This is a genomic window from Pseudomonas sp. R3-41 (assembly GCF_054161485.1).
Genome location: NZ_CP096421.1, coordinates 192,411 through 213,160 on the forward strand (window position 1 = coordinate 192,411; position 20,750 = coordinate 213,160).

Below are 20,750 nucleotides of genomic sequence, written 5' to 3' on the forward strand. Positions count from 1 at the left end.
GACTCCTCATCGCGCGCTCGCCTGCGATGGGGAGTCGAAAGGTATCGCAGGCTACATTCGACATTGCGCCAGACTGTGAATTTGCCCACCCTCGCGCTGATTGCCCTCGCTCAACCATCGCTCGAACCCTGCACGGACCGTCGGCCATTCAGAATCCAGCATTGAGTACCACGCCGTGTCGCGGTTCTGTCCCTTGAGCACCATGTGCTGGCGGAACACCCCCTCAAATGTGAAGCCCAGCCGCTCGGCAGCGTATTTGGAACGGGCGTTGGCGTTGTTGCACTTCCATTCCAGGCGGCGATAACCCAAGGTGAACGACTCTTTGGCCAGCAGATAAACCGCCTCGGTGCTTTTCGGCGAGCGCTGCATCGGCGCGCCGAACGTCACGTGGCCGATCTCGATGCGGCCTTGGGCCGGGACGATGGACATCAGGCTCAGAATGCCCTGCACCTCGCCGTTGGCGCGGTCGATCACGCTGAAAAAATACGGGTCGATATTACTCGCGTGTTTGTTTAGCCAGGCATCGAAGGCGCTGCGATCCTTGAAAGGACCGTAGGGCAAATAGTCCCAGAGTTTGGGATCGGCACCGGGGCCTTCCAGCGCTTGCCACAAATCGTCGGCGTGACGCGCCGGATCGAGTTTCTCAAGGCGAATGAACCGTCCTTCGAGCAATCGCGCAAAGGGTGCGGGAGCGCCTTTCCAATGGGCCAGTGATGTCGACATGTTTTGCTTCCTACAGGGCTTTGCGAAATTGGATGAAGCCTGGGCGTTCGGCGATGCGCTCGTAGAGCTGGATCGCGGTCGCGTTGGTTTCGTGAGTCAACCAGTGCACCTTGCAGCAACCGTCGGCCGTGGCGGTAGCGTAGACGAACTCGATGAGCTGGCGACCCACACCGGCGCCACGGCTCTGTTCGGTCACCAGCAAGTCTTGCAGGTAGCAGGAATTCTCGATGCTCCAGTTCGAACGGTGATAGATGAAGTGCACCAGGCCCACCGCCGTGTCGCCCTGCCAGGCCAGGGCAGCATGGGTCGGTTCGCTGTCATCAAGCAAGCGCTGCCAGGTGCTTTGGGTCACCGCGTCCGGCAATTCGGTGTTGTAGAAGCGCAGGTAGGCTTGCCACAGCGGCAGCCAGGCGGCGTGGTCGCCGGCGCTGACTTGGCGGATGTCGAGTGGGCTCATGTTCACTCCTTGGGCAGTTGTTCAGGCATCAGGTGAGCGAGGGCGCGATCCTGCGGATCGGGGCTGGCGGCGAGGCCGTTGCGTACCCCGGCGGCATCCGCGGGGCTGCGGTTCTGACTGAGCTTGCGCTTGCCTTCCAGGCGCAGGATGGGCAGGGCGAAGCCGACGATGGCCTTGAGCATACTGTCGATGTACTCGGTTGGTGCGTCATCGATTTTCCACGACTGCTCGCGGCCGCTTTCGTGGCGGTCGGTGAGGGCGCCTACCAGGTTGCGCAAGCGATGCGCGTCGCTGAATACCTCAGCGCTGCCATAGGCGTGTACGGCCACGTAGTTCCAGGTCGGCACGACTTTGCCGTGTTCGGCCTTGCTCGGGTACAACCCAGGGCTGACGTAGGCTTCGGCACCAGCGAATATCACCAGGGCTTCGGCCCCGGCTTCTAAATCGCGCCATTGTGGATTGGCCCGGGCCATGTGCCCGTACAGGCTGCCGTTCGGCCCTTGTTGCGTATCCAGCAACAGCGGCAAATGGCTGGCCTGCAAACCGTGTTCGCCCTGGGTAACCAATACTGCCAGGCGACAATCGCCGATTAGTTGGTGCAACTGGGGCAGGTCTTCGACGGCAAAGGTTTTAGGGTTGTACATGATGATTTTCCTTGGCGAATGCGAGCATCCTAGGCAGGCTATTGGTCTGTTGTAAGAGCCACTTCCGATCAATTCGATAGGTCCATTAATGAGGACTGTCATGCACTACACCGCACCGCCACTCTCGTTCAACCCCGCTGGCATCGAACTGGACCGCCGCCAAGGCCTCAGTCGCCAGCTTTATCAGGCGTTGCGGGCCCGGGTGCTGGACGGACGCCTGGCCAGTGGCACGCGCCTGCCGGCCAGCCGTGACCTGGCGGCGGCCTTGTCGATCTCGCGCAACAGCGTGGTGCGGGCCTACGACCAGCTTTACGCCGAGGGTTTCATCGAAGGGCGCGTTGGCGACGGTACTTACGTGGCGAAACTGTCCTCGCCGACGCTGCCACTGAAAAATATATCCACAAAAGTATCCACAGGGTTTTCAACAAGCTTACCCACAACCTTATCCACAGATTGGCTGGATTTACCTGTGGCTCCATCCAGTAAAGTTATCCACAGCGGTGCGTTGAACCGCGTCGAAGAACACCATTTGCCTCAGCCGCCCAGTGGTCCGCCGCGAGCGTTCAGGGTCGGTGTACCGGCTTTCGATCTGTTCCCTTTCGATGTCTGGGCCAAGCTGAATGCGGCGTTCTGGCGAAAGCCGGATCTGCAACAGTTGTGTTATGGCGATTCCCAAGGGGACGCACGCTTGCGCGGGCTGATCGCCGCTTATTTGCGCAGCTCCCGGGGGCTGCACTGCACGGCTGAACAAATTGTGATCACCAGTGGCGCCCAGCAGGGCATCAGCCTTTGTGCACAGCTGCTGGTGGACCCGGGCGACGTCGTGGCGGTGGAAAACCCTGGCTATCGCGCCGCCGGGCATGCGTTCGCCGTGGCCGGTGCCGATGTCAGGGGTGTGCCGGTCGATGGCGGCGGGTTGGATTGCGCGGCGCTGGGTACGTTGAGCCACTGTCGGCTGGCCTACGTGACGCCGTCCCACCAGTATCCGACCGGGGTGGTCATGAGCCTGCCACGGCGATTGGAATTGTTGGCCTGGGCCGAACGCAACGATGGCTGGGTCGTCGAGGACGACTACGATGGTGAGTACCGCTACAGCGGCGCGCCCCTGGCGCCCTTGGCTTCACTTGATCGCCAGGGTCGGGTGCTTTACGTCGGCACGTTCGGCAAAGTGGCGTTCCCGGCCCTGCGCCTGGGCTATCTGGTGCTGCCGCCAGGCTTGGTCGACGCCTTCGCGCGGCGGCGCGCCGTGGATGTGCGTCACTCCGAAGTCAGCACCCAGGCCGTGATGGCGGAGTTCATGGCCGCCGGGCATTTCCAACGACATATCCGGCGCATGCGCCGCGCCGCCTTGGCGCGGCGGGATGCGCTGCTGGCAGGTTGGCCGAAGGCTGTACCGGGCGTCGGCGCCATGCCCACGGTCGTGGCCGGGCTGCATGCCACGGTTCCCGTGGATAGCATCGAGCGTGAAGCTGAACTGATCGCCCAGGCGGCAAGCGCAGGTGTGGAAATCAATGGCCTGAGTGGCTATTGGTTACCTACTACGCCTGCAGAAGTCCGCGCCGGTCTGGTGCTGGGCTTTGCGGCAGTCCCGCCAGGGGCGATCGGCACCGCGCTGGCGAGCTTGATAAAGGCCTGGAAAATCTGACGGCACGTAACCGGGACATCAATCGCAGGCCGGGTTATTACCTATGATTTGCTCTCTGGAAAAAACACCTGTATGGCCTGATCATAGGCAATTTCGCTGCGGTAGTGCTCGATCAACTGACGTTGGCTCAGTCCATCCGTAGAGACATCGGCGACCTCCGATTTGACCTGCTCCAGCGTCTTCAGGCGTGCCGAAACAAACCTACGGTCGGGGCCCCAAAACGTGGAGTAGTGGAAGTCAGCGAACCAGAGCGCCTTACCGGTTTTCCAGTCTTTGATTTCATATCTGTCCAAGTAATGTTTTTGCGGTTTTTTGATACGTTTTCGCGCGATCCGTTTGGTGATGTGAATCAGTTTTCGCTCCTTCAACCAGATCAAACCACTCATGGTCGGTGGGCTCTGTTTGATAAGGCCCAGTACGGTGTCGTACTCCTGGCTCCACAGCGCCGTCGATTCTTTTTTGAGTTGCAAGCGCAAGGACTCCGCCAAGCGTTGATTTTCCGCTGACGGTTCAACCGTTTCATTCGTGACCACACTTTGTACTTGATCAAGGGCCTTTTTGATTGCTACCCCGACTGTTTCCAGCCGGCGCGCATGCGCGCTCAGGATCATTGCGACGCCAGCAGGGGTGCGTTCTGGCTGTTGCAAGTCTTTCTCGATTTGCGCCTTGAAGGCCGGTAGTCCGTCGATCAGCGCTTGGCCTTTTTGAATGCTCGTCTTAAGGGCCGGGACCGCCAATGGTGTGTCGGACGGTATATGCTGGGCCCATTCACCTGTTTCCTTACGGCGGAACGTGGCGATGATTTCACTCGTGAATGGATTCTTCACATCGACCCAACCCGTCTCTTCGTACGAGCCGGATAAGCGAGGCTCACCGCTGACGAGGCCCCAGAAGCGGGCCCTGATCATTTTTTTCCGAGGTCCGGGGCGTGGTTTATAAAGAGCGCCCGATCGTTGTCCATCGCTTCGCTTATCAAGGGTTTTGGCCAAATAAAGCAACGCTTGTTTTTTGAGATCACCTATTCGCTGTCGCAGGCGACTGAGATGTTGCAGGTCGGTGCTGCCTTTGTATTCGCTGTCGATGTAGTCGAGGTGTTCGTCGATGGCGGTGAACTGTTCCGTCAGGCCGCCGAGCGCATCGATTTGCTCATCCAGCCGGATCTCGCTGCGCTCATCGATCGCATCATGCAGGGTTTGGGCGGCCACTATTGCCGTGTCGATCAGTTGGTTTATTTCGCGCCAGCCTTCGGGCATCGTGGCGACGCTTTCAAGGGTCAGGCAGAGATGGCGATACATATCCAGTTGAAGGAACCGTAAATCGTCGCTCACGTAGAGAGGCATCGTTGCGCGATGGTCCCGGATGATCTCAACGCCTCCACGTCCCAGTCGCTTGAGCTCGGAAAAGCGTGTCTCCATATAGTCCAGACGCTCGATCATGTCGTCGCCGAGAGCAATCATGTTGTTGGCTGCGTCGATGTGCTGTTGCTCCAGTACTACGTCCCGAGACTGGGCCATGCTCAGCGCTTGATTCATGGCAGGGGCAAAGCGCTCTTGCAACACGGCCATTTCCGCAAAGGTGAAGTGGATTTGCGCGTCCAGATAGGCAACGCCTATTCGGGGGAAATCGGGCCTTGATTGAAAGACCGGCCATTCCATCAATCTCTTCAGGGCTTCATCATAGTAGTGCCGTTGCTCTGCCAAGGTCCTCGAGTAGACGTCACGGAAAATCGCTCTGGTTGCGCTGGAGGCTTGCTTAAAGGCTTGGGCATCTGCGGTCAGCAAGCGCTCGTTGCTCAGTTTCTGTTTTTCAAATGTAGTGAGTTCAGCCAGCAACTGGACGTTCCGGCGCTGTGCGCTGAGGACGACTTGTTGCATGACACCTTTTGACCCGACGCCGCTTAGGCGTAATCGGCTATCGATTCGCCATTGACCTCGTTCATCCCTGATCAGCGCAGGTCCGGTGCGTGTTTTGTCTGCAATGTTGACTTGCTCTGTCTGGACCGTGACCTCGAACCATTTGTCCGACATCTTCGCGTACCAGTGCCCATCCTTCTGGTAGAGGCCCTTGAGCGCGCCTTCGCTCTCTGGCAGTCCTGGGTCGTCGGGGGCCTCGATGCTGAAACTATCGAGCAGGCTGATGTCCTTCCTGGCTTTACCCATCAAGACGCCACTGGTATGGATGATGTCGTAGTGATCTTGCGACAGCTCTTGTTGGGCAAGCGGCGCGAGTGCCTCGATCACGGGCTTGGGTTTGAGCTCGGGCACACCGATTTCCGGTTCCGGCAATGGCTTCACTGCGGCGGTTTCCGGAGCTTCTGTTGGACGACCGCGGTTGTTTGACTTGCGACGATCGATTGCAGCATTGACGACACCCAATGCCACGTTGAGCAGTAAATCGACGAAGATCTCCCACTTGGCCTGGCCCTTGACCTGGTCCTCGGCTATTCCATCGTTTTGCGTCAATTGTTCAAGGTCATTCATTATTTGCCAGAGCCAGACCGCTGTGTTCGCGGTGGTGCCGAGATAGGGCAGCGCCAGATTTAAAATCAGCCAACCCGCTTGTTTGAAAGACGCCCAGCGGCTCTCGCTGTCAGAGACAGACTGACGGTCGGCGAGTGTGACCAAGGCGTCGGCATTGGCCTTGAACAATAGCGGCATGAAGTCGCTTCCCAGGGATTCGTCACTGAGCGTGACAGGGCCAGCGTTGGTTACTGACGTGATGGGAGCCGCCACGAAATCCACGACGGCCCAAGGCGAGGGCAAGGTTCCCGGAAAAACATATCTGCCGTAGGTATCCCGTACACCGTCGGGCAGCCACGCCAGCACCGATTGGCGCAAGGAATCGGTTTGTTTGATGGCGTATAACAGGTTGCTGAACGATGGGAACTGCCACAGCTGCGGTTCGAGCATCGGGCGGTAGAGCAGGCAAGGACCGGCGCTCGACGTCTGCGGGCCGATCACGAACATATTGGCAACGATGTCCTCGGAAAGACCCAGCTGAAGCTCGGGCACGAACGCCAATTTGCGCAGGACAATGGCTTGGCCTTCAACCTTGCGGTTCGCTTCCAACGTTTCCATCAGCGCCGCGACATAACGACAACCGCGGTCATCTATGTTGCCTTGGCCCCGCAGTTTGGCTTCCAGCGCCAGCAACGGCAGCTGTACGCGTAGCTGTTCGGTGTACAACTTTTCCCGACGGCTCGACTCCGCCGGATCGTCAAGCAGTTTGGTTTTGACCAACTGCGGATAGACGCGGCCGATATCGACCTGAGTGATGAGGTTTTCAAGATAATCCACGGTGACCCACTCGGGTAACTCGGTCCCGTCACGAGCGCTCACGGTTCTATTGCCAGATGGCAGTGCGATCAAGTTTTGCAAGGCCAGTTCAACGAGGTTGAACGAGGTCGTGTCCGACTGGAACGGGACGACGAAGGTTCCCCAGACAACGGGGCTTTCTATTTCTACCTCGATGTTTTCCGGGGCTGGCGTCGAAAGGGTGCCCTGATCGGATCGCATTTGGGCTTTCAGGGCATTCGACGCGTACTCTTTAATGGCCGGAATATCGTCCAGGTAGGTCTTGCCGGCATGGGAACTGCTCAGCGCCGACAGATCCTTCATGTACTGGGCAAACAGTGTCTGGTCGGCTTCGGATGCTTGCTTCAGCCACTCGGGTATTTGATGTTTGAACCAGGACTCTCCGGGCCCGGTCGTCAATCCGAAAGCGGATGGTTCGATTCCTGCTAAGGCCCGATTCAACTCCGCGTGGCTGAGGCCGAGGATCCGGACCTGCATGGCGATAAGCCCGCAGGCCTTGCTGTCAAAAACGTTGCCGCTGGGCTCATAAAACTGCCACCTTATTTTCATCCCGTCCAGATCACCCAGATGGCTCGGAAGCGACCGTTCAAATGCATCGCGTGAGTCGAACCTCTCGTAGCCATTGAGCAATGAATGCGTAAGAACAACCTCCTTGTTGTCGATCAGGCCGACCAGCACGACTAACGAATTTTCGTTCACGCGGATCGTTCGTCCGTCCTCGACGGCTTCGACGTCAACCAGGTAGGCGTGGCTGTCATACTTATCCTTGCGGTCTGCGGGGACGGGGTGGAGAAACAGCTGCCTGGCCATGTCGCATTCAGTCTCCGTCCAGCCCTTCACCTGCTTGACGTTCCAGATTTTGCGCAGCGTGTCGGACATTTCCTGCCAGCGCGCAGCGTACTTGCCGAATGGAGTGTTCCAGTAAGCCAGTTGTTTTTCCTGGCTGGCCGCCGGCATGGCGGGCACCAACTCGTTGATCAGGCGTCCAATCTGGTCGATGCGTACCGGCAAATACGCCTCCGGGACGGTGATGGGGAGCTGAGTCAGAAAGTGCAGCCCATCAATCAACAACGTCGGCTCGTTTGAGTCCGCTCGCTCGGCGAGCAAATCACTGAGCGATTGGTAAATGGTGGGGAGCGCCACGATTTCACCGTCAATGATGTCCCAGTCCGGTGTGCCGAGAACAGTTGCGTAGGGGTCCAGGTCCAGAGAAGGGTAGAGGTCTTTGAGCGCGCGCCGCAGGAGTTCAGCGGCAACGTCCGGATAGCTGGGGCCTGCAAGTAACTGGTTGAGCAACGCCCCCCTGATGCTTGCGTCGGATATAGGGTCTGTGTCGGTAGCATCGAGTGTCATTTGAGTAGTCCCTTATCTCAAGATATGAAAAACCCGAAGCCGAACGCTTCGGGTTTTTCATGCTAGGGAGGCACGGGACGGCGCAGGTGGTAATTATGTATAGGCAGCCATTTTTCGCTTATTGACCGGACTTTATTCGTGTCCAAGCCCGCGTCCGGGCCCGCTCGGCGTCCCTGGGCAACGGCTGCAGCGTATACAGCGTGGCCATCGCCGCTTCCGTCGGATAGAGGTTGGGATTGCCGCGGATCGCCGGGTCGACTTTCTCGGTGGCGTCCTTGTTCGGGTTTGGATAACCGACAAAATCACTCACCGGCGCAATCACCTGCGGTTGCAGCAAATAGTTGATGAAGGTGTAGGCGTCGTCCGGGTTTTTCGCGCCTTTGGGGATCGCGAGCATGTCGAACCAGATCGGCGCGCCTTCCTTGGGCAAGCGCATGTCCACCGTCACACCGTTCTTGGCTTCCTTGGCCCGGTTGGCCGCCTGGGAGAAGCTGCCGGAATAACCCACCGCCACGCAGATATCACCGTTGGCGATGTCGGCCATGTACTTGGACGAGTGGAAATAAGTGATGTACGGGCGCACCTTCATCATCAGCGCCTCGGCCTTGGCGTAGTCCGCCGGCTGCTTGCTGTTGGGGTCCAGGCCCAGGTGCTGCAAGGCCAGGGGCAGGATCTCCGACGGCGAATCGAGCAGCGCCACGCCGCACTGCTTGAGCTTGCTGATGTTCTCTTCCTTGAAGATCAGGTCCCAACTGTCCACCGGCGCGTTATCGCCGAGGGCGGCCTTGATCTTGTCCGGGTTGAAGCCGATCAGGATGGTGCCGTACATGTAGGGCACGGCGAACTTGTTGCCCGGGTCGTTGGCCTCGATCAGCTTCATCAGCTTGGGGTCGAGGTGGTTCCAGTTCAGCAGCTTGCTGCGGTCCAGGGGCTGGAACACCCCGGCTTCGATCTGCTTGGCCAGGAACACGTTGGACGGCACCACCACGTCATAGCCTGAGTTGCCCGTCAGCAGCTTGGCCTCCAGGGCCTCGTTGGTGTCGAAGATGTCATAGACCAGCTTGACCTGGCTGTTCTGCGCCTTGAAGTCCTCCAGGGCCTTGGGCGTGATGTAGTCGAACCAGTTGTAGACGCGCAAGGTGCGCTCCTCGGCCTGGACAGCGCCGCAAAGCAGCGCGGCGCACACGGCTGGAGCCATTAAACGCTTGAGTCTGTTCATGCTGTTATTCCTCATGGGGCGCTTTGGAAACCTTCAAGAACGTTCACGGCATTGATGCCGATTTCTGCCACCGCGTAGCCGCCTTCCATCACGAACAGCGTCGGCTTGCCGAGCGCCGCGATGCGCTTGCCCATCGCCAGGTAGTCCGGGCTGTCGAGCTTGAATTGCGAGATCGGGTCGTCCTTGAACGTGTCCACGCCCAGGGACACGACGATGACATCGGCGTCGTAGCCCCGGATTTGCCCACAGGCCTGCTCCAGCGCCGCGCTCCAGGTGTCCCAGCCGGAGCCGGCTGGCAAAGGGTAGTTGAAATTGAAACCCTCACCGTCGCCCTCGCCGAGCTCATCGGCATAACCCAGGAAAAACGGAAACTCCGCCTCCGGATGGCCGTGGATCGACGCGAACAACACGTCGCTGCGCTCATAGAAAATCGATTGGGTGCCGTTGCCGTGGTGGTAATCCACATCCAGGATCGCGACCTTCTTGTGGCCCTGATCGAGAAAGGCCTGGGCGGCAATGGCGGCGTTGTTGAGGTAGCAATAACCCCCCATCAAGTCGCCAGCGGCGTGGTGCCCCGGTGGACGGCACAAGGCAAAGGCACTGCGCGCCCCACGCTGGATGTCCGCCTGGGCGGTGAGGGCCACTTGCGCGGCGCTGTAGGCCGCCTGCCAAGTGCCGGCGGTGATCGGCGCGCCCGCGTCGAAACTGTAATAACCCAGTTGGCCGTGCAGGCTGGTGGGGATGACCGTGCGAAAGGTCCGCGCCGGCCAGGTGAAGGGCAACAAATCGCCGTCGCGGTTGTACATGGCCCAGCGGTCCCAGGCGCCTTTGAAAAACTCCAGGTACGCCGCGCTGTGGATGCGCTGGATCGGCCCCAAGCCAAAATCCTGCGGCGCCTCCACCGGCCCCAGCCCCTGCGTCTTGACCCGCTCCAACACATGATCGGCCCGGGACGGCATCTCGAAGCAAGGCATCAACTGCCCGTCCATCAACTCGCAGCGGCCGTGGTGCAGGTGGTGATCGTCTGAGTAGATCGTCAGCATTTTGTTGTTCTCCGCATGGCTGGTCGGTTTGGACACAGTCTTGCGGCGGGAGGGGTTTTGGAGAACGGCAGGAGAGGCCAAAAGGGGATCGAAATGGCCAAAAGGTTTGACCGTAAATCGCCCCTTGTTGGCGCGGGTGTGCGCTGGTTCGGGGCGTTGGGGACCAAGGCTATCTGAGGCCATATAATGATGGGGTAGCGAAGAAGTGCTGAAGCGAGCCTTCCAGCTTGAAAGCCAGCTTCGTTTTTTGTTGCCAGTTGCTAAATAAAAAAGCGGCCGATGGACCGCCTAATGCTTACTTTGTGGGGGTTACGCGCTGGCAGATAGCTTGACCAAGCGCGAGCCTGCGAGTGCACCATCAGGCTCATCGGAGGACTCACGACGGATGCGGTCGAGTATCCGCAAGTCCATTGAGTTTGTGACACGAGCTTTGCGCAAGCCGCGTACGTACAAGCAGTCAAAGTTGTCCTGCCCTTTATGTTTGCCGGCCTTCCCGCGTTGGGTTGCTTTCAATTTGCTCATTTTTCGATCACCTCTGAAATGATGCTATTACTCATCAAGAGTCAACACAAGGGCACCGTTTACCATCTGAAATTCATTTTCGAGGTATATAGGGACTGCGCCGGGTAACGGGCTATCTATTTCAATGAGTTCCGCACCAATGATCTTGCAGTACTGAGTAACGGCAAGCACGCAAAGCTGGATGACTCTTCTCTTCAACGGGTGTGAACCACTCTCCCGCTTGGGATGGCCTTCCAGTAGCTTGATCCGTACAACGGTGCGTTTGCCGCTAGGTGTGGCGAAGCATAGACCGCACAGTAGATTCCCGTACCACAGCGCAAGGTCAAGATGTCGGGCATCGCTTTTGATGACCTCTGGAGAGTCATGCCAGGGGAAACCATGGTCTGATCCCCATAGATTAAATTGTTCGAGCGCATCAGCATCGATGTTGCCGAAGCGCACCAGTGCAAAATCAACACCAGACGCTCGTTCAGGATCTGCTGGTTCTTGTGCTAGCAACGTCAATAGCTCGTTGGAAGCTGTGCGGGCCGCACAGGCATAAGCCCGCCATTCCTCATATTTGCGCCGTATAACTTTCCCCACTTCCAAATCCTTGATATCAACTTTTTTCGCACCCCCCTCTAGAAGAATGTGATGCTTAAAGTGGTTCAGCAATTACTGAAGGGATTGGCCGCCAAGCCGTTCGCTGATGTCAGCGACGAGGAGACGATAGGGGTTGAGTGTATGGCCCACAAGTCGGCGGGTTCCGGTGTAGTTGTAGGCAAAGGCGCAAGGCTGCGTGGCTTGGCGGAAGGGCTGAGCAACCCGTCAGACGCGCCTTACAACCCGTGGCGAGGGAGTCTTGCTCCCGCTGGGCGTGAAGCGGCCCTAAAATCTTGCGGTCGCTGCGCCGCCGAGCGGGAGCAAGCTCCCTCGACACGGGTTGGTGGTGCTGCGGCTAGCGAGGGTCGACGTTATCCAGCGCACGGCTGGCCAGCAATGAACTCATCTCGATCAGTTGCTGGATGCCGAGGGCAATGTGGCGGCGGTGGCCTTCCAGGTCAAAGGCCAGGTTGCTGATCATCGCGTCGGCGGATGCCAGGTTTTCGCTGAGGTTGGCGAGCAGGCATTCGTTGTCGGCGTTTTTTGACACGGTGAAGAGCTGGTCCGGTTTGGATGCATCTTCAGACTTTTCCGGTTTCGGTTGCAGGTAATAATCCAAGGCGCGCCTTTCTGCTTCGTCTTGTTTTTTCGTTTTGGATTTGGTGGACGTAGAGCTGCGATCTGCTTCGGGGGGATTCGGTGTTGGCTTGAACATGTGCTGATACTCCATGGTTAAGCCGCAACCTCTTCCCTACTAAAAGAAGGGTGGCGGCTGTACGCAGGTTAGTAGACCGGGGAGATCAGCATTGCCGGCGCGCCGAAGCGCCCTGCGCACAGCCACCATCAAGGACAGGTAGGAACCTGCTTGGACGGAGAGCTCATGCATCCTACTGACACAACCCCGGGCTACTAAACCCGACCACTGATGGGCAGTGGCAGGGAAACGATAGAACCCATGGGCAAGGCGCACAAGCGGGCGGATTCTGGCGTAGTTGTAGGCAATGGCGCAAGGATGCGTAGCTGGGCGGAAGCGTTGCGGCGGGAGAATAAACAAGCCTCGGTAATGCCCAGGAATCGGGGCGATGGAGCTTGCCCTTGCTCGGCGGCGCAGCGGTTTTTCTGTAAGAATGTGCCCGCTTTTTTGGGGCCGCTGCGCAGCCCAGCGGTGCGGTGCGACGTTTCACTGAATCCCCTCGCCACAAAATGGGCACCCACCGCCAATCCCCTGTGGGAGCGAGCCTGCTCGCGATGGCGCCAGCACATGCACACCCGATCTGAAGGCACGCACGGCCTGTGGCGAGGGAGCTTGCTCCCGCTCGGCGGCGCAGCCGTCGTATTGGCCGCCATACCGATCAGATGATGAAATCGAGATCCAGCGTATACGGTTCGCCAATGGCATACCCGTGACCACCACGGATCAATTCCCCGTCGTCATTCATGGCCGGCGCCATCGCCAACTGCTCCGCCACCCTGTTCTCCGGATGCGCCTGCCAGCGAGCCAGGTTTTGTGCCAATTGCTCAGGTTGTTCCGACAAACTCCCGTAGACATCTTTTTCACTGACCGACGCGGTGCGCAGCGTCGCCAGGCGCGCACGGGTGTTGTGCATCTTGTCGACCTCGCGGATGAGCGCAATGTTGACGGCGCTTTCGCTACGCCCATTGGGCGCGCGCCTTCCCGCCAGGTAACGCTCTTCATCCCGCAGCTGTTGGGTAATCCGCGTCAGTGCATTGTCGATCCATTCATATTCGCGTTTTGTCGCCAGTGTGCTTCCGCGGATTTGCGCTTCCTGCCAGCGCCGCAGGGTCGCCCAGCAAGCGGGAATGTAGCTGGGGACCATGAAGTGATCACCGGTCTGGATGAGTTGGGCCAGCAATGCCGGGCGGTTCGGCAAGCCATGTTTATGCTTGAGGGCCACCTCGCAGGCGGCGTGTTGGGTGATGGTGTCGCACTGGGGCATCCACAGGATTGAAGACCGCTCCTTGCGATCGAACTCCACCGGCAGGAAGTGCCGCAAAATGCCGTGGTGCTCGTAGCGCTCGCCCGTCAGGTTAGTGATGCCCGCGACGAACACGGAAAGGCCGACCGGTACGTTGACGAATGCAAGGGCCAACCCTGTGCCATAAACATCGCTCTTGGTATTCATCCAACTGCCGGGGACGCTGGGTATCGGGTCGTTGTGGTTGACCATTCGGTAATGCACCAGGGCTTCGGCGTTTTTTGTGAAGGTGGCGTCGGCGGCGCGAGGGGCGCCGTAGGTGTAAAGCTGGAGGGTGTAGCCTTCTGGTCTGCGCCGCAGCATTTCTGAAAGGAGTAACGCCACCGCGCCGCCCAGGCTGTGGCCGCATATCAGCAGTTTTTGGCCGGCGTAGAACCTGTCCAGATAGCTCGTCACGAAGGCCGCAGTTTTCTTGGCGGCACCATAGAACCCTTGATGCACCTGGCCGACACCTTCTTCAAACGGCACTTGGAGCGCATCGGCGTCGCGCAGGAAGTCGGCGGTTTGCTGGGTGCCACGTACTGCTATCAGGATCAGTTCGTCGTTGTGGGTGATGTAGGCCTGGGTGTCGGTGCTTTCTTGCTTGTCGGTGTCATCGAGAAAATGGACTTTGGCGGGATGTTCCTGATGTGCACCCAATTCCGGATCGTTGACCGCGTAGAGGGCTGGGTCGAACGGCACGATCTCCAGGCGTTTGGAGTAGGGCACGTCTTCATAAAGCGGGTGATAGGGCTTTGTCTGTTCCGGATAGAACTCCCCGAGTTCTTCGCACTTGGCCAATGCATCCGCGAACCAATTGCCCACGCTTGGTTGCTTGGTGAAGCTCAGCGGCGTTGTTATCGGAGCCTTGTCAGGTGTTTGCCCGAAGGGGCAGTAGGTCAAGGTCGACATGAGCGCCAGTTGATACAAGTTGAGCGCGCAGAATTCAGGGGCGATGGACAGCATGGGGCGCAAGGCGCGCAACGGGCGAACTTCCAACACCGTGTGTTTTTGCGGCATCAGCGCTACGCCGAGCTTGCCATGTTCACCCATCAGGCGTGCCGGCCCCGAAGGGGCTGGGTAATGGCGGTACACCTCGGGGGGCAAGTGCGCGACATGCTTGACCAAGTGCCGTACTTCCACTTGGAAGTAATCGTCTGCACAGGCTTGTGCGGGATTTTCCCGGGTGCGTGTGGCGTTTGGGTTCAGGTAGCGGGTTTGCTCGGCGCGGACTTGTAGTTCGGTGATTTGGAGAGGGTAGTGCGGTCTTGTCTGTAGAAATGAGTAGACCTCTTCAACCCCTTGATACTTCTGATCAAAATGCAAGGCAATCGGTCCTGCATGGTGGTTGGCGATCTTGCCGACACCCATGACATCTAGGTTGCCAGGGTATTTTTGTCCTTCTGAGTCGGTAGCGACATAAGCCAGCCCTGCATAAGACTCACCAGAGCCAAGCTCATCGACGAGCTGAAAACTGCTCCACTTACCTCCCACAGGGCAGGTCAGATTGCGATGGCTCAGCCGTGACTCCAGTTCTTTTTGCAATGACGTCATACGCGGATTTCCTTATTCCGTACAACCGGGGTAAATAGTGCATTTCTGTCCGTCGGGCATTTGAAAGCCGCTGAAGTCCTTGTAATTGCCGTAACAAAATGCGTATTGGTCCTCAAAGTGTTTGCCCATGCAGCGTTTCCAACCGTCAGGCACCTTCACCCACGTGTCTCCAATGGCGGGTCTTTCTTCGTCCGCCAACTTGATCTTCATCCTCACGGTTTTACCCGGTAGCTGATCAAGGGTGTACGCCGAGAAAGGACGTCCACGCCCAAGCTCGCCTTGTGGGTTGGTTTTTTTGCAGTCGAGGATTTTTCTTAGAATGCGGGGCTTGCCTGAGGTGCGGAACAACCATTGGCATTGGCCGTAAAAAGTGCTTTCACCCGCTTCGCTGAACGTGCCTTTGTATTGTGTTTCCAGCTCATCGCGAATCACGACGTTGGCTGAGTCTTGACTGATATCGCTCCAATCCTTGCCATAGGCGGAGTTGATTTCGAGCTCAATGCGGCTGATCACCAGCGGGCAACCCATACGGGTTCGGCGAATAACGATTTCGGAGTCGGGTTTGTATGCCTTACGCCACTCCCTGTTGAATACCGGCGCTTTGTTATACCGGGTCTCGACGGTGCAGGTTTCGCTTGGGGCGGGCACGTAGTACACCGCTGCCTGGTAGGCAAAGTCACGCGGTAAATCTGCCGTAAAAGTAAACGTGTTCGGCTGTGTGTTGGCACAACCTGCCGTCATCGCCAGGCCGCTCAAACTTGCAATGCACAAAGCCTGTTTCATGCCGGCGTATCTCCCTGCCAAAACCCTGCCATCAGGCGCACCCGTTCAAAATGCTCGTCGGGGCTTTCAGCTGAACGTACTTGCCAATACGGCGCCAGCGCCTGGGCGGGTGCTTGCAGGCGCTGGGTCAATAAAAACTCCAACTGCTCGGGCGCCTGCCACTGCCAGGCCTCGGCCTGATCGAGCGTGGCACGCAACCACGCCTCCGGGTTTTGTTGCTCGGCCAGTGTTGCGAAGGCCTGGACATGCTCGGCCAACAGGAAGCGACGGGCATTGACGAGCCGAACCTGCATCGCTTGCTGCGGGGTAACGGGCACCTGCAGCCAAAGAGGCGAATCAGGCACCGGATAGGTTCCTGGCGCCGGGTTATGCGTGCTTGACCAGTGATTGCCCTGCCAATAGCAGACACTGATCGCTGGTCCGAGGTAGGCCGGATAGTCTTCAACGGACAGGTGCTTGAGCGCCCGGGACAGTACACGGTTGTCATGGAAGCGGTACAACGCCTGATGGGGGCGCTCTCCGATGATCAGCCGTTCCCGCCAGTGCTCCACCAGTGTAGGCAGCTCCCCTTTGGGAAGGCTGGCAAACCATCCCCAGTGGCTGTCCGGTCGGTCGAGCAGTTCATTGATGTGTTGGTCGCCGGGCCTATCGAAGGTGAAGACAAAGGGGCCGGCGTCAGCGAGGTCAGCAACCAGCGTTTGGCCGTACACGCTCAAGTATTGGTCAGGACGACTGTTCTTGAGCAATGTCTGGCGCGTGGGGTGCTCATGTTCTGAGTCCAGGACGAGGCACAGGGCGTGGCCGAGGCGTTGCTGTTCGATCAACCATTGATGGGGGAGTGAGCGAGTCATGCGGCGGCGACTTCCATTAGGCAGAGACCCTCGCGGCAGGCCTCGCAGATCGGACAAAAGTCCAATCCCGCTGCTTTGCTGGCTGTTATCAGCGCGCGTTGAGTGGGAGCGAATACTGGGGCTGGAGCCGCCAAGGGATCGGTCAAACCGGGTCTGAATGATGAGGCAGTGGCGCCGGCCATGGGGGCGCCGCCGAGTTGTATTTCACTGCTGCTGTAGATACCACTGTGATCGATCACGATGTGCTGGCCCCCGGCTTTCAAACTGAGGGTTGCGCCTGCTTCAAGGACCACATGAGCGCCTGCCTTGATATGAATTTGCTGCCCGGCCTCGACGGCCAGTGTCTGATCGACATGGGTGTGGCGGTTGGCGACGCGCAGGTAGTCATTGCCTTCGACCTGGACCGTGCGGTCGGCGGCCGTGGTCCGATGCTCTTCGGCGTGCAGGACAGTGATGCTGTTGCCCTTGATGGTTTCCCGTCGCTCGTTGCCAATCTCCAATCGGCTGTCGTTTTCGATTTTTTGTTCCATGTCACGCTGAGCTCGCAAATAGATCAGTTCCTGACCTGCGCGATCTTCCAGATGCAGCTCGTTGAAGCCCTTGCCGTCCGGTGAGCTGCGAGAGCGAAACACAGTACGGGTCTTGTGCGCAGGCAACGGGTAGGGCGAGGCATTGGCGCTATTGGTCAGGCATCCGATGATCAACGGCTTGTCGGGATCGCCCTCCATGAAGGCCACCAATACCTCCATGCCCACCCGCGGGATCGTGGCGCCCCCGTAGCTGTCACCCGCCCAGTTGGAGGCCACTCGCAACCAACAACTGCTGCCGTCGTCGACCTGTCCCGCACGATCCCAAAAGAACCTGACCTTGACCCGGCCATACCGGTCGCAGTGGATATCTTCGCCCTGGGGGCCGGTGACGATTGCGGTCTGACTGCCCGATATACGTGGTTTCTTATAGACCCGCTGCGAACGGAAGATCGCGTCCCAAGGCGTGGCAACGAAGCGATTGCGGTAGCCCTGATTGAAGCGGTCTCCAGCCTCGCCAGCGTTACTGGAAGTGATTTCCTCCAGCACTTGCGGCTGTTTGCCTTCGTGATGCACTTCGGTCAGGAGCCATAGATCATTCCATTCCTGGCGAGGGTGCTCACTCAATGTCAGGAAGTGCCCCGTCCTCAATGCTGGCTGATCACTCTTTCCTTCGGCCTGGCGGTAGTCGACGCGATGGCGTTCCAGGGCTCTCTGGCTCAATAATCTGCCGCGTTTCTGCTGGGTAAAGTCGCCCGGATAGTCATAGGCTTCCAGGTCTGGTTGAACGTTTTCGACGCTAGGCTGACAGCTGCTCTCCAACAGGAATGTCGCCTTCTCGAAATCGTAATCACGGCGCGTGACGCGGCTGGTCCGGGTCTCCAGTCGCAGGCCAAATCGATGGATGACCGGCTCGTCGTCAACCATGCCGCTGCCGTGTTTATAAACAGTGCGCTGCTCAAGCCGAGGGAATACGGTCTGGTTATCACCAAATACCAGGTGATGGTCCGATTCACTGTACTGGAAGTGATAATGCAGGCCTTCTTCGTGACACAGGCGCTCGATGAAGTGCAAGTCGGATTCGTGATACTGCACACAGTAGTCACGAGGCAAATAACTCGCACTTAACTGGAAGCGATGGGCATCGGTGAGAATGCCGTGTTCCTTGAGAATCAACGTGATGATGTGCGGCACACTGGCCTGTTGGAAAATTCGCTGATTGATGCGGTGCTCCAAGTAAGCCAGGCGTGGCGCTAATCTTATTGTGTAATAAGTCAGCCTTTTACCTGAATCGCCTTGCGCAGCACGATAAATCACCCCGTGAACACCGCTTCCCTGTTTATCAAATGCTAAAAAGGCCTGTTTGTTTAATAAATGTTCCAGGTTTATATCCCTTCGTTCGCTGACAAGTTCAATGTCGAATGAATAGGGGGTGCTGATGGCTTCGGAACCTTCGAAGGCCAGGACTTGGAAGTCGTGCGTGAGGTCACGGATCGTGAGGCGGAAGTTGGACAGATCAAAGGTGGGTAACATGGCGAACGTCCTTGGGTTGTGGCTTTAGCTCCTGATTCCATTGAAGCAGTCCTGACGGATGATCGCGTAGGCACCGGTAAAAAAAGAAAGGGATGTAGGAATTTTCTTCATTGGTAAAAGAGATTGCGACAGAAATAATTTGAAGCGGTTTGTCATTTTTTGAAAGGTAAATTCCATCATTTCCAATACTGGCTTGACGTGGGAAGTTTTCTCTTGGGCTCCATTTGGTTTTGTTTCTTTAAAAAAAGGAAAGCTCCTACTTTTTTATTCTGAAAACCTTGGCATTCTTCGCGGCGTTCGGCAGGTAAGAGAGCGGTGAGCGTTTGGGGCGAGGCGGCTGGGATTGTATTTGGCGAAATCTCCTACAAACGAAGCTGAATATTTACCTTGAATAACCATGCCGTCCAAATAACCCACGCCACACACCGAACTTTCAGGGGGGTAAATGTCGTATTCCGAAAATCTGTCCGTCCATTATTTGATGCTCGCCAAGACTCCCGTTTCCAAGGACAGTTTTGCGGGTGCGGACGTGCGTTTTTCAAATGAATACGAAGTCTTGGAAAGCGAGGTGGGCAAAGCCCAGTCGATGCACGCAAGTGGTCAGGTCGACTGGTTGAAGGTCCTTGAGGGAAGCGAAGTGCTGTTGCGGACCCAGTCGAAGGATCTACGTGTGGTGGCTTGGCTGGTTTGGGCGCTGTATCAGCGAGAGTCGTTTCAAGGGCTGCTAGCGGGTCTCGGTCTTTTGCAGAACTTATGCAAGCACCATTGGCTGGACATCCACCCGCTCAAGAATCGAACCCGTGCCGCCAGCATCAATTGGCTGTTGCCTCGCCTGGAACAAGCGTTCGGCGATGACATTGCAATCAAGGAGCAGTTGCCGATGTTTCGCCATCTCGCGGAACAAATGGAGAGCCTCGACGCTGCTTGCACCGCCCAATTGGGTGACGACGCACCTCTGCTGCTGCCGCTGTGTCGGCGCCTCGACAGTATGATCCAGCGAGCCACCGGAAACCGGCCGCAGCCTGGCGCCATTGGAACGGTTGTGGCTCAGGTAAAGCAGGTTGCCACCCAGCTGCTCGCATCCGGCACTCCGATCGAAAACGAAAAAGAAGCCCACAAAGCGCTGCGCGCCCAGCAGGAGGGTGCGCGTCCGTTATGCGCGTGGTGGCTCAAACAAAAAGCGACTGACGCTCGTGCCCTGCGCCTGAATCGCACCATGCTCTGGCTGGCCATCGATGTATTGCCCGAGCGCAATGCCGAGCAGGTCACCCAGCTGCGCGGCCTGCCAGCGGACAAACTCAAGGTTTACCAAGATCGTTTCCAGCAGGGTGATTACGCAGACCTGCTTGTGGAGATCGAGGCGAGCCTGGCGACGGCACCGTTCTGGTTCGATGGCCAGAGGCTTGCCTGGGAATGCCTGCAAGGGTTGAACGCCGAGTTGGCCATGCGGGAAGTGGAAGTCCATTTTGCGTTATTCATCCAGCGCCTGCCGGGGATTATCGAATTGCGCTGGCATGACGGTACGCCGTTCGCCGATCCGGCCACCCGGGGTTGGATCGCTGCCCAAGTCAAGCCTCACCTGCAGAGTCCCGGCGCGGCACCCACGGCCGATGTCCCCGACAACCTTGCGCCTTGGGAAGGGGCGCTGGAGGAGGCCGAGGCGATCCTGCGCAACGACGGTCTCAAACCCGCCGTTAAGTTGCTCAGGCAAGGCATGCAAAGCGCCAATGGAGCGCGCGCGCGATTTCTTTGGCACTTCGCGTTGGCTCGTGTGTGCTTTTCGGCCAGGAAATACGAACTCGCCAAGGTCCAGTTGGAGGCCCTCGATCAGACGCTACGAAACGCAGGCCTGAATGCCTGGGAGCCGCTCTTGGAGCTGCAGGTGCTGCACCTGTTGCATAGCTGCTGCGAGTTGTTGCCACAAAACCACTCTGTACGTGAATGCAAGGAAGAGACCCATCGCAGGTTATGTCACCTCGATCTGGAACGGGTCATTGAATAGGCCTCCGGGTCCCAAATTGAAA

The 20,750-nt window shown here is 58.1% G+C and carries 15 protein-coding genes; 2 read left to right on the plus strand and 13 right to left on the minus strand.

The window, feature by feature from the left end; genetic code table 11:
- Positions 1 to 51: 51 nt before the first annotated feature.
- Genes M1D99_RS00830 through M1D99_RS00840 form a run of 3 tightly spaced genes read right to left on the minus strand, consistent with a single transcriptional unit; the run spans position 52 to position 1,824 of the window.
- On the minus strand, positions 52 to 723 hold the full coding sequence (locus M1D99_RS00830) for a GNAT family N-acetyltransferase (RefSeq protein ID WP_434573491.1): 672 nt from the start codon (positions 721 to 723) through the stop codon (positions 52 to 54).
- Between the two features lie 10 nt (positions 724 to 733).
- Positions 734 to 1,180, minus strand: a complete 447-nt coding sequence (locus M1D99_RS00835; protein ID WP_434573493.1) for a GNAT family N-acetyltransferase — start codon at positions 1,178 to 1,180, stop codon at positions 734 to 736.
- 2 nt (positions 1,181 to 1,182) lie between these two features.
- Positions 1,183 to 1,824, minus strand: a complete 642-nt coding sequence (locus M1D99_RS00840) for an FMN-binding negative transcriptional regulator (RefSeq protein ID WP_458131273.1) — start codon at positions 1,822 to 1,824, stop codon at positions 1,183 to 1,185.
- A 100-nt stretch (positions 1,825 to 1,924) separates the two neighbouring features.
- On the opposite strand from M1D99_RS00840, the gene pdxR reads away from it, so the two are divergent.
- On the plus strand, positions 1,925 to 3,469 hold the full coding sequence (gene pdxR, locus M1D99_RS00845) for a MocR-like pyridoxine biosynthesis transcription factor PdxR (RefSeq protein ID WP_458131274.1): 1,545 nt from the start codon (positions 1,925 to 1,927) through the stop codon (positions 3,467 to 3,469).
- 41 nt (positions 3,470 to 3,510) lie between these two features.
- On the opposite strand, the gene M1D99_RS00850 is transcribed toward pdxR, so the two are convergent.
- The 10 genes from M1D99_RS00850 to M1D99_RS00895 all read right to left on the minus strand — a co-directional run bounded on the left by M1D99_RS00850 (position 3,511) and on the right by M1D99_RS00895 (position 18,726).
- A complete protein-coding gene (locus M1D99_RS00850) occupies positions 3,511 to 8,136 on the minus strand; it encodes a dermonecrotic toxin domain-containing protein (protein ID WP_458131275.1) in 4,626 nt (1,541 codons plus the stop codon).
- A 118-nt stretch (positions 8,137 to 8,254) separates the two neighbouring features.
- Positions 8,255 to 9,355, minus strand: coding sequence for a polyamine ABC transporter substrate-binding protein (locus tag M1D99_RS00855; protein WP_458131276.1), 1,101 nt, complete (start codon positions 9,353 to 9,355; stop codon positions 8,255 to 8,257).
- Between the two features lie 11 nt (positions 9,356 to 9,366).
- Positions 9,367 to 10,398, minus strand: a complete 1,032-nt coding sequence (locus tag M1D99_RS00860; RefSeq protein WP_458131277.1) for a histone deacetylase family protein — start codon at positions 10,396 to 10,398, stop codon at positions 9,367 to 9,369.
- A gap of 309 nt (positions 10,399 to 10,707) precedes the next feature.
- Positions 10,708 to 10,920, minus strand: coding sequence for a hypothetical protein (locus M1D99_RS00865; RefSeq protein ID WP_458131278.1), 213 nt, complete (start codon positions 10,918 to 10,920; stop codon positions 10,708 to 10,710).
- Between the two features lie 27 nt (positions 10,921 to 10,947).
- Entirely contained in the window at positions 10,948 to 11,502 is a 555-nt protein-coding gene (locus M1D99_RS00870) for a hypothetical protein (protein ID WP_458131279.1), read from the minus strand.
- A gap of 355 nt (positions 11,503 to 11,857) precedes the next feature.
- Complete coding sequence (locus M1D99_RS00875; RefSeq protein ID WP_434576655.1) at positions 11,858 to 12,217, minus strand: DUF6124 family protein; 360 nt, start codon at positions 12,215 to 12,217, stop codon at positions 11,858 to 11,860.
- A gap of 637 nt (positions 12,218 to 12,854) precedes the next feature.
- Positions 12,855 to 15,032 carry a lipase family protein gene (locus tag M1D99_RS00880; protein WP_458131280.1) on the minus strand — a complete coding sequence of 726 codons (2,178 nt, stop codon included), beginning with the start codon at positions 15,030 to 15,032 and terminating at the stop codon, positions 12,855 to 12,857.
- A gap of 12 nt (positions 15,033 to 15,044) precedes the next feature.
- Positions 15,045 to 15,815: a hypothetical protein gene (locus M1D99_RS00885; protein ID WP_434573506.1), complete on the minus strand. Its 771-nt coding sequence runs from the start codon at positions 15,813 to 15,815 to the stop codon at positions 15,045 to 15,047.
- The gene (locus M1D99_RS00890) at positions 15,812 to 16,666 is read right to left on the minus strand and encodes a DUF4123 domain-containing protein (protein WP_458131281.1); all 855 of its coding nucleotides are present in this window, start codon (positions 16,664 to 16,666) and stop codon (positions 15,812 to 15,814) included. Before M1D99_RS00890 ends, M1D99_RS00885 begins: the two co-directional genes overlap by 4 nt.
- A complete protein-coding gene (locus M1D99_RS00895) occupies positions 16,663 to 18,726 on the minus strand; it encodes a type VI secretion system Vgr family protein (RefSeq protein WP_434573510.1) in 2,064 nt (687 codons plus the stop codon). The genes M1D99_RS00890 and M1D99_RS00895 overlap by 4 nt, the downstream gene beginning before the upstream one ends.
- A gap of 445 nt (positions 18,727 to 19,171) precedes the next feature.
- On the opposite strand from M1D99_RS00895, the gene tssA reads away from it, so the two are divergent.
- The gene (gene tssA / locus M1D99_RS00900; protein ID WP_434573512.1) at positions 19,172 to 20,728 is read left to right on the plus strand and encodes a type VI secretion system protein TssA; all 1,557 of its coding nucleotides are present in this window, start codon (positions 19,172 to 19,174) and stop codon (positions 20,726 to 20,728) included.
- Positions 20,729 to 20,750 lie beyond the last annotated feature (22 nt).

Coding starts and splice junctions, on each gene's coding strand:
- M1D99_RS00830 (WP_434573491.1), bottom strand. CDS start 723: ATGTCGACATCACTGGCCCATTGGAAAGGCGCTCCCGCACCCTTTGCG.
- M1D99_RS00835 (WP_434573493.1), bottom strand. CDS start 1,180: ATGAGCCCACTCGACATCCGCCAAGTCAGCGCCGGCGACCACGCCGCC.
- M1D99_RS00840 (WP_458131273.1), bottom strand. CDS start 1,824: ATGTACAACCCTAAAACCTTTGCCGTCGAAGACCTGCCCCAGTTGCAC.
- pdxR (WP_458131274.1), top strand. CDS start 1,925: ATGCACTACACCGCACCGCCACTCTCGTTCAACCCCGCTGGCATCGAA.
- M1D99_RS00850 (WP_458131275.1), bottom strand. CDS start 8,136: ATGACACTCGATGCTACCGACACAGACCCTATATCCGACGCAAGCATC.
- M1D99_RS00855 (WP_458131276.1), bottom strand. CDS start 9,355: ATGAACAGACTCAAGCGTTTAATGGCTCCAGCCGTGTGCGCCGCGCTG.
- M1D99_RS00860 (WP_458131277.1), bottom strand. CDS start 10,398: ATGCTGACGATCTACTCAGACGATCACCACCTGCACCACGGCCGCTGC.
- M1D99_RS00865 (WP_458131278.1), bottom strand. CDS start 10,920: ATGAGCAAATTGAAAGCAACCCAACGCGGGAAGGCCGGCAAACATAAA.
- M1D99_RS00875 (WP_434576655.1), bottom strand. CDS start 12,217: ATGTTCAAGCCAACACCGAATCCCCCCGAAGCAGATCGCAGCTCTACG.
- M1D99_RS00880 (WP_458131280.1), bottom strand. CDS start 15,032: ATGACGTCATTGCAAAAAGAACTGGAGTCACGGCTGAGCCATCGCAAT.
- M1D99_RS00885 (WP_434573506.1), bottom strand. CDS start 15,815: ATGAAACAGGCTTTGTGCATTGCAAGTTTGAGCGGCCTGGCGATGACG.
- M1D99_RS00890 (WP_458131281.1), bottom strand. CDS start 16,666: ATGACTCGCTCACTCCCCCATCAATGGTTGATCGAACAGCAACGCCTC.
- M1D99_RS00895 (WP_434573510.1), bottom strand. CDS start 18,726: ATGTTACCCACCTTTGATCTGTCCAACTTCCGCCTCACGATCCGTGAC.
- tssA (WP_434573512.1), top strand. CDS start 19,172: ATGTCGTATTCCGAAAATCTGTCCGTCCATTATTTGATGCTCGCCAAG.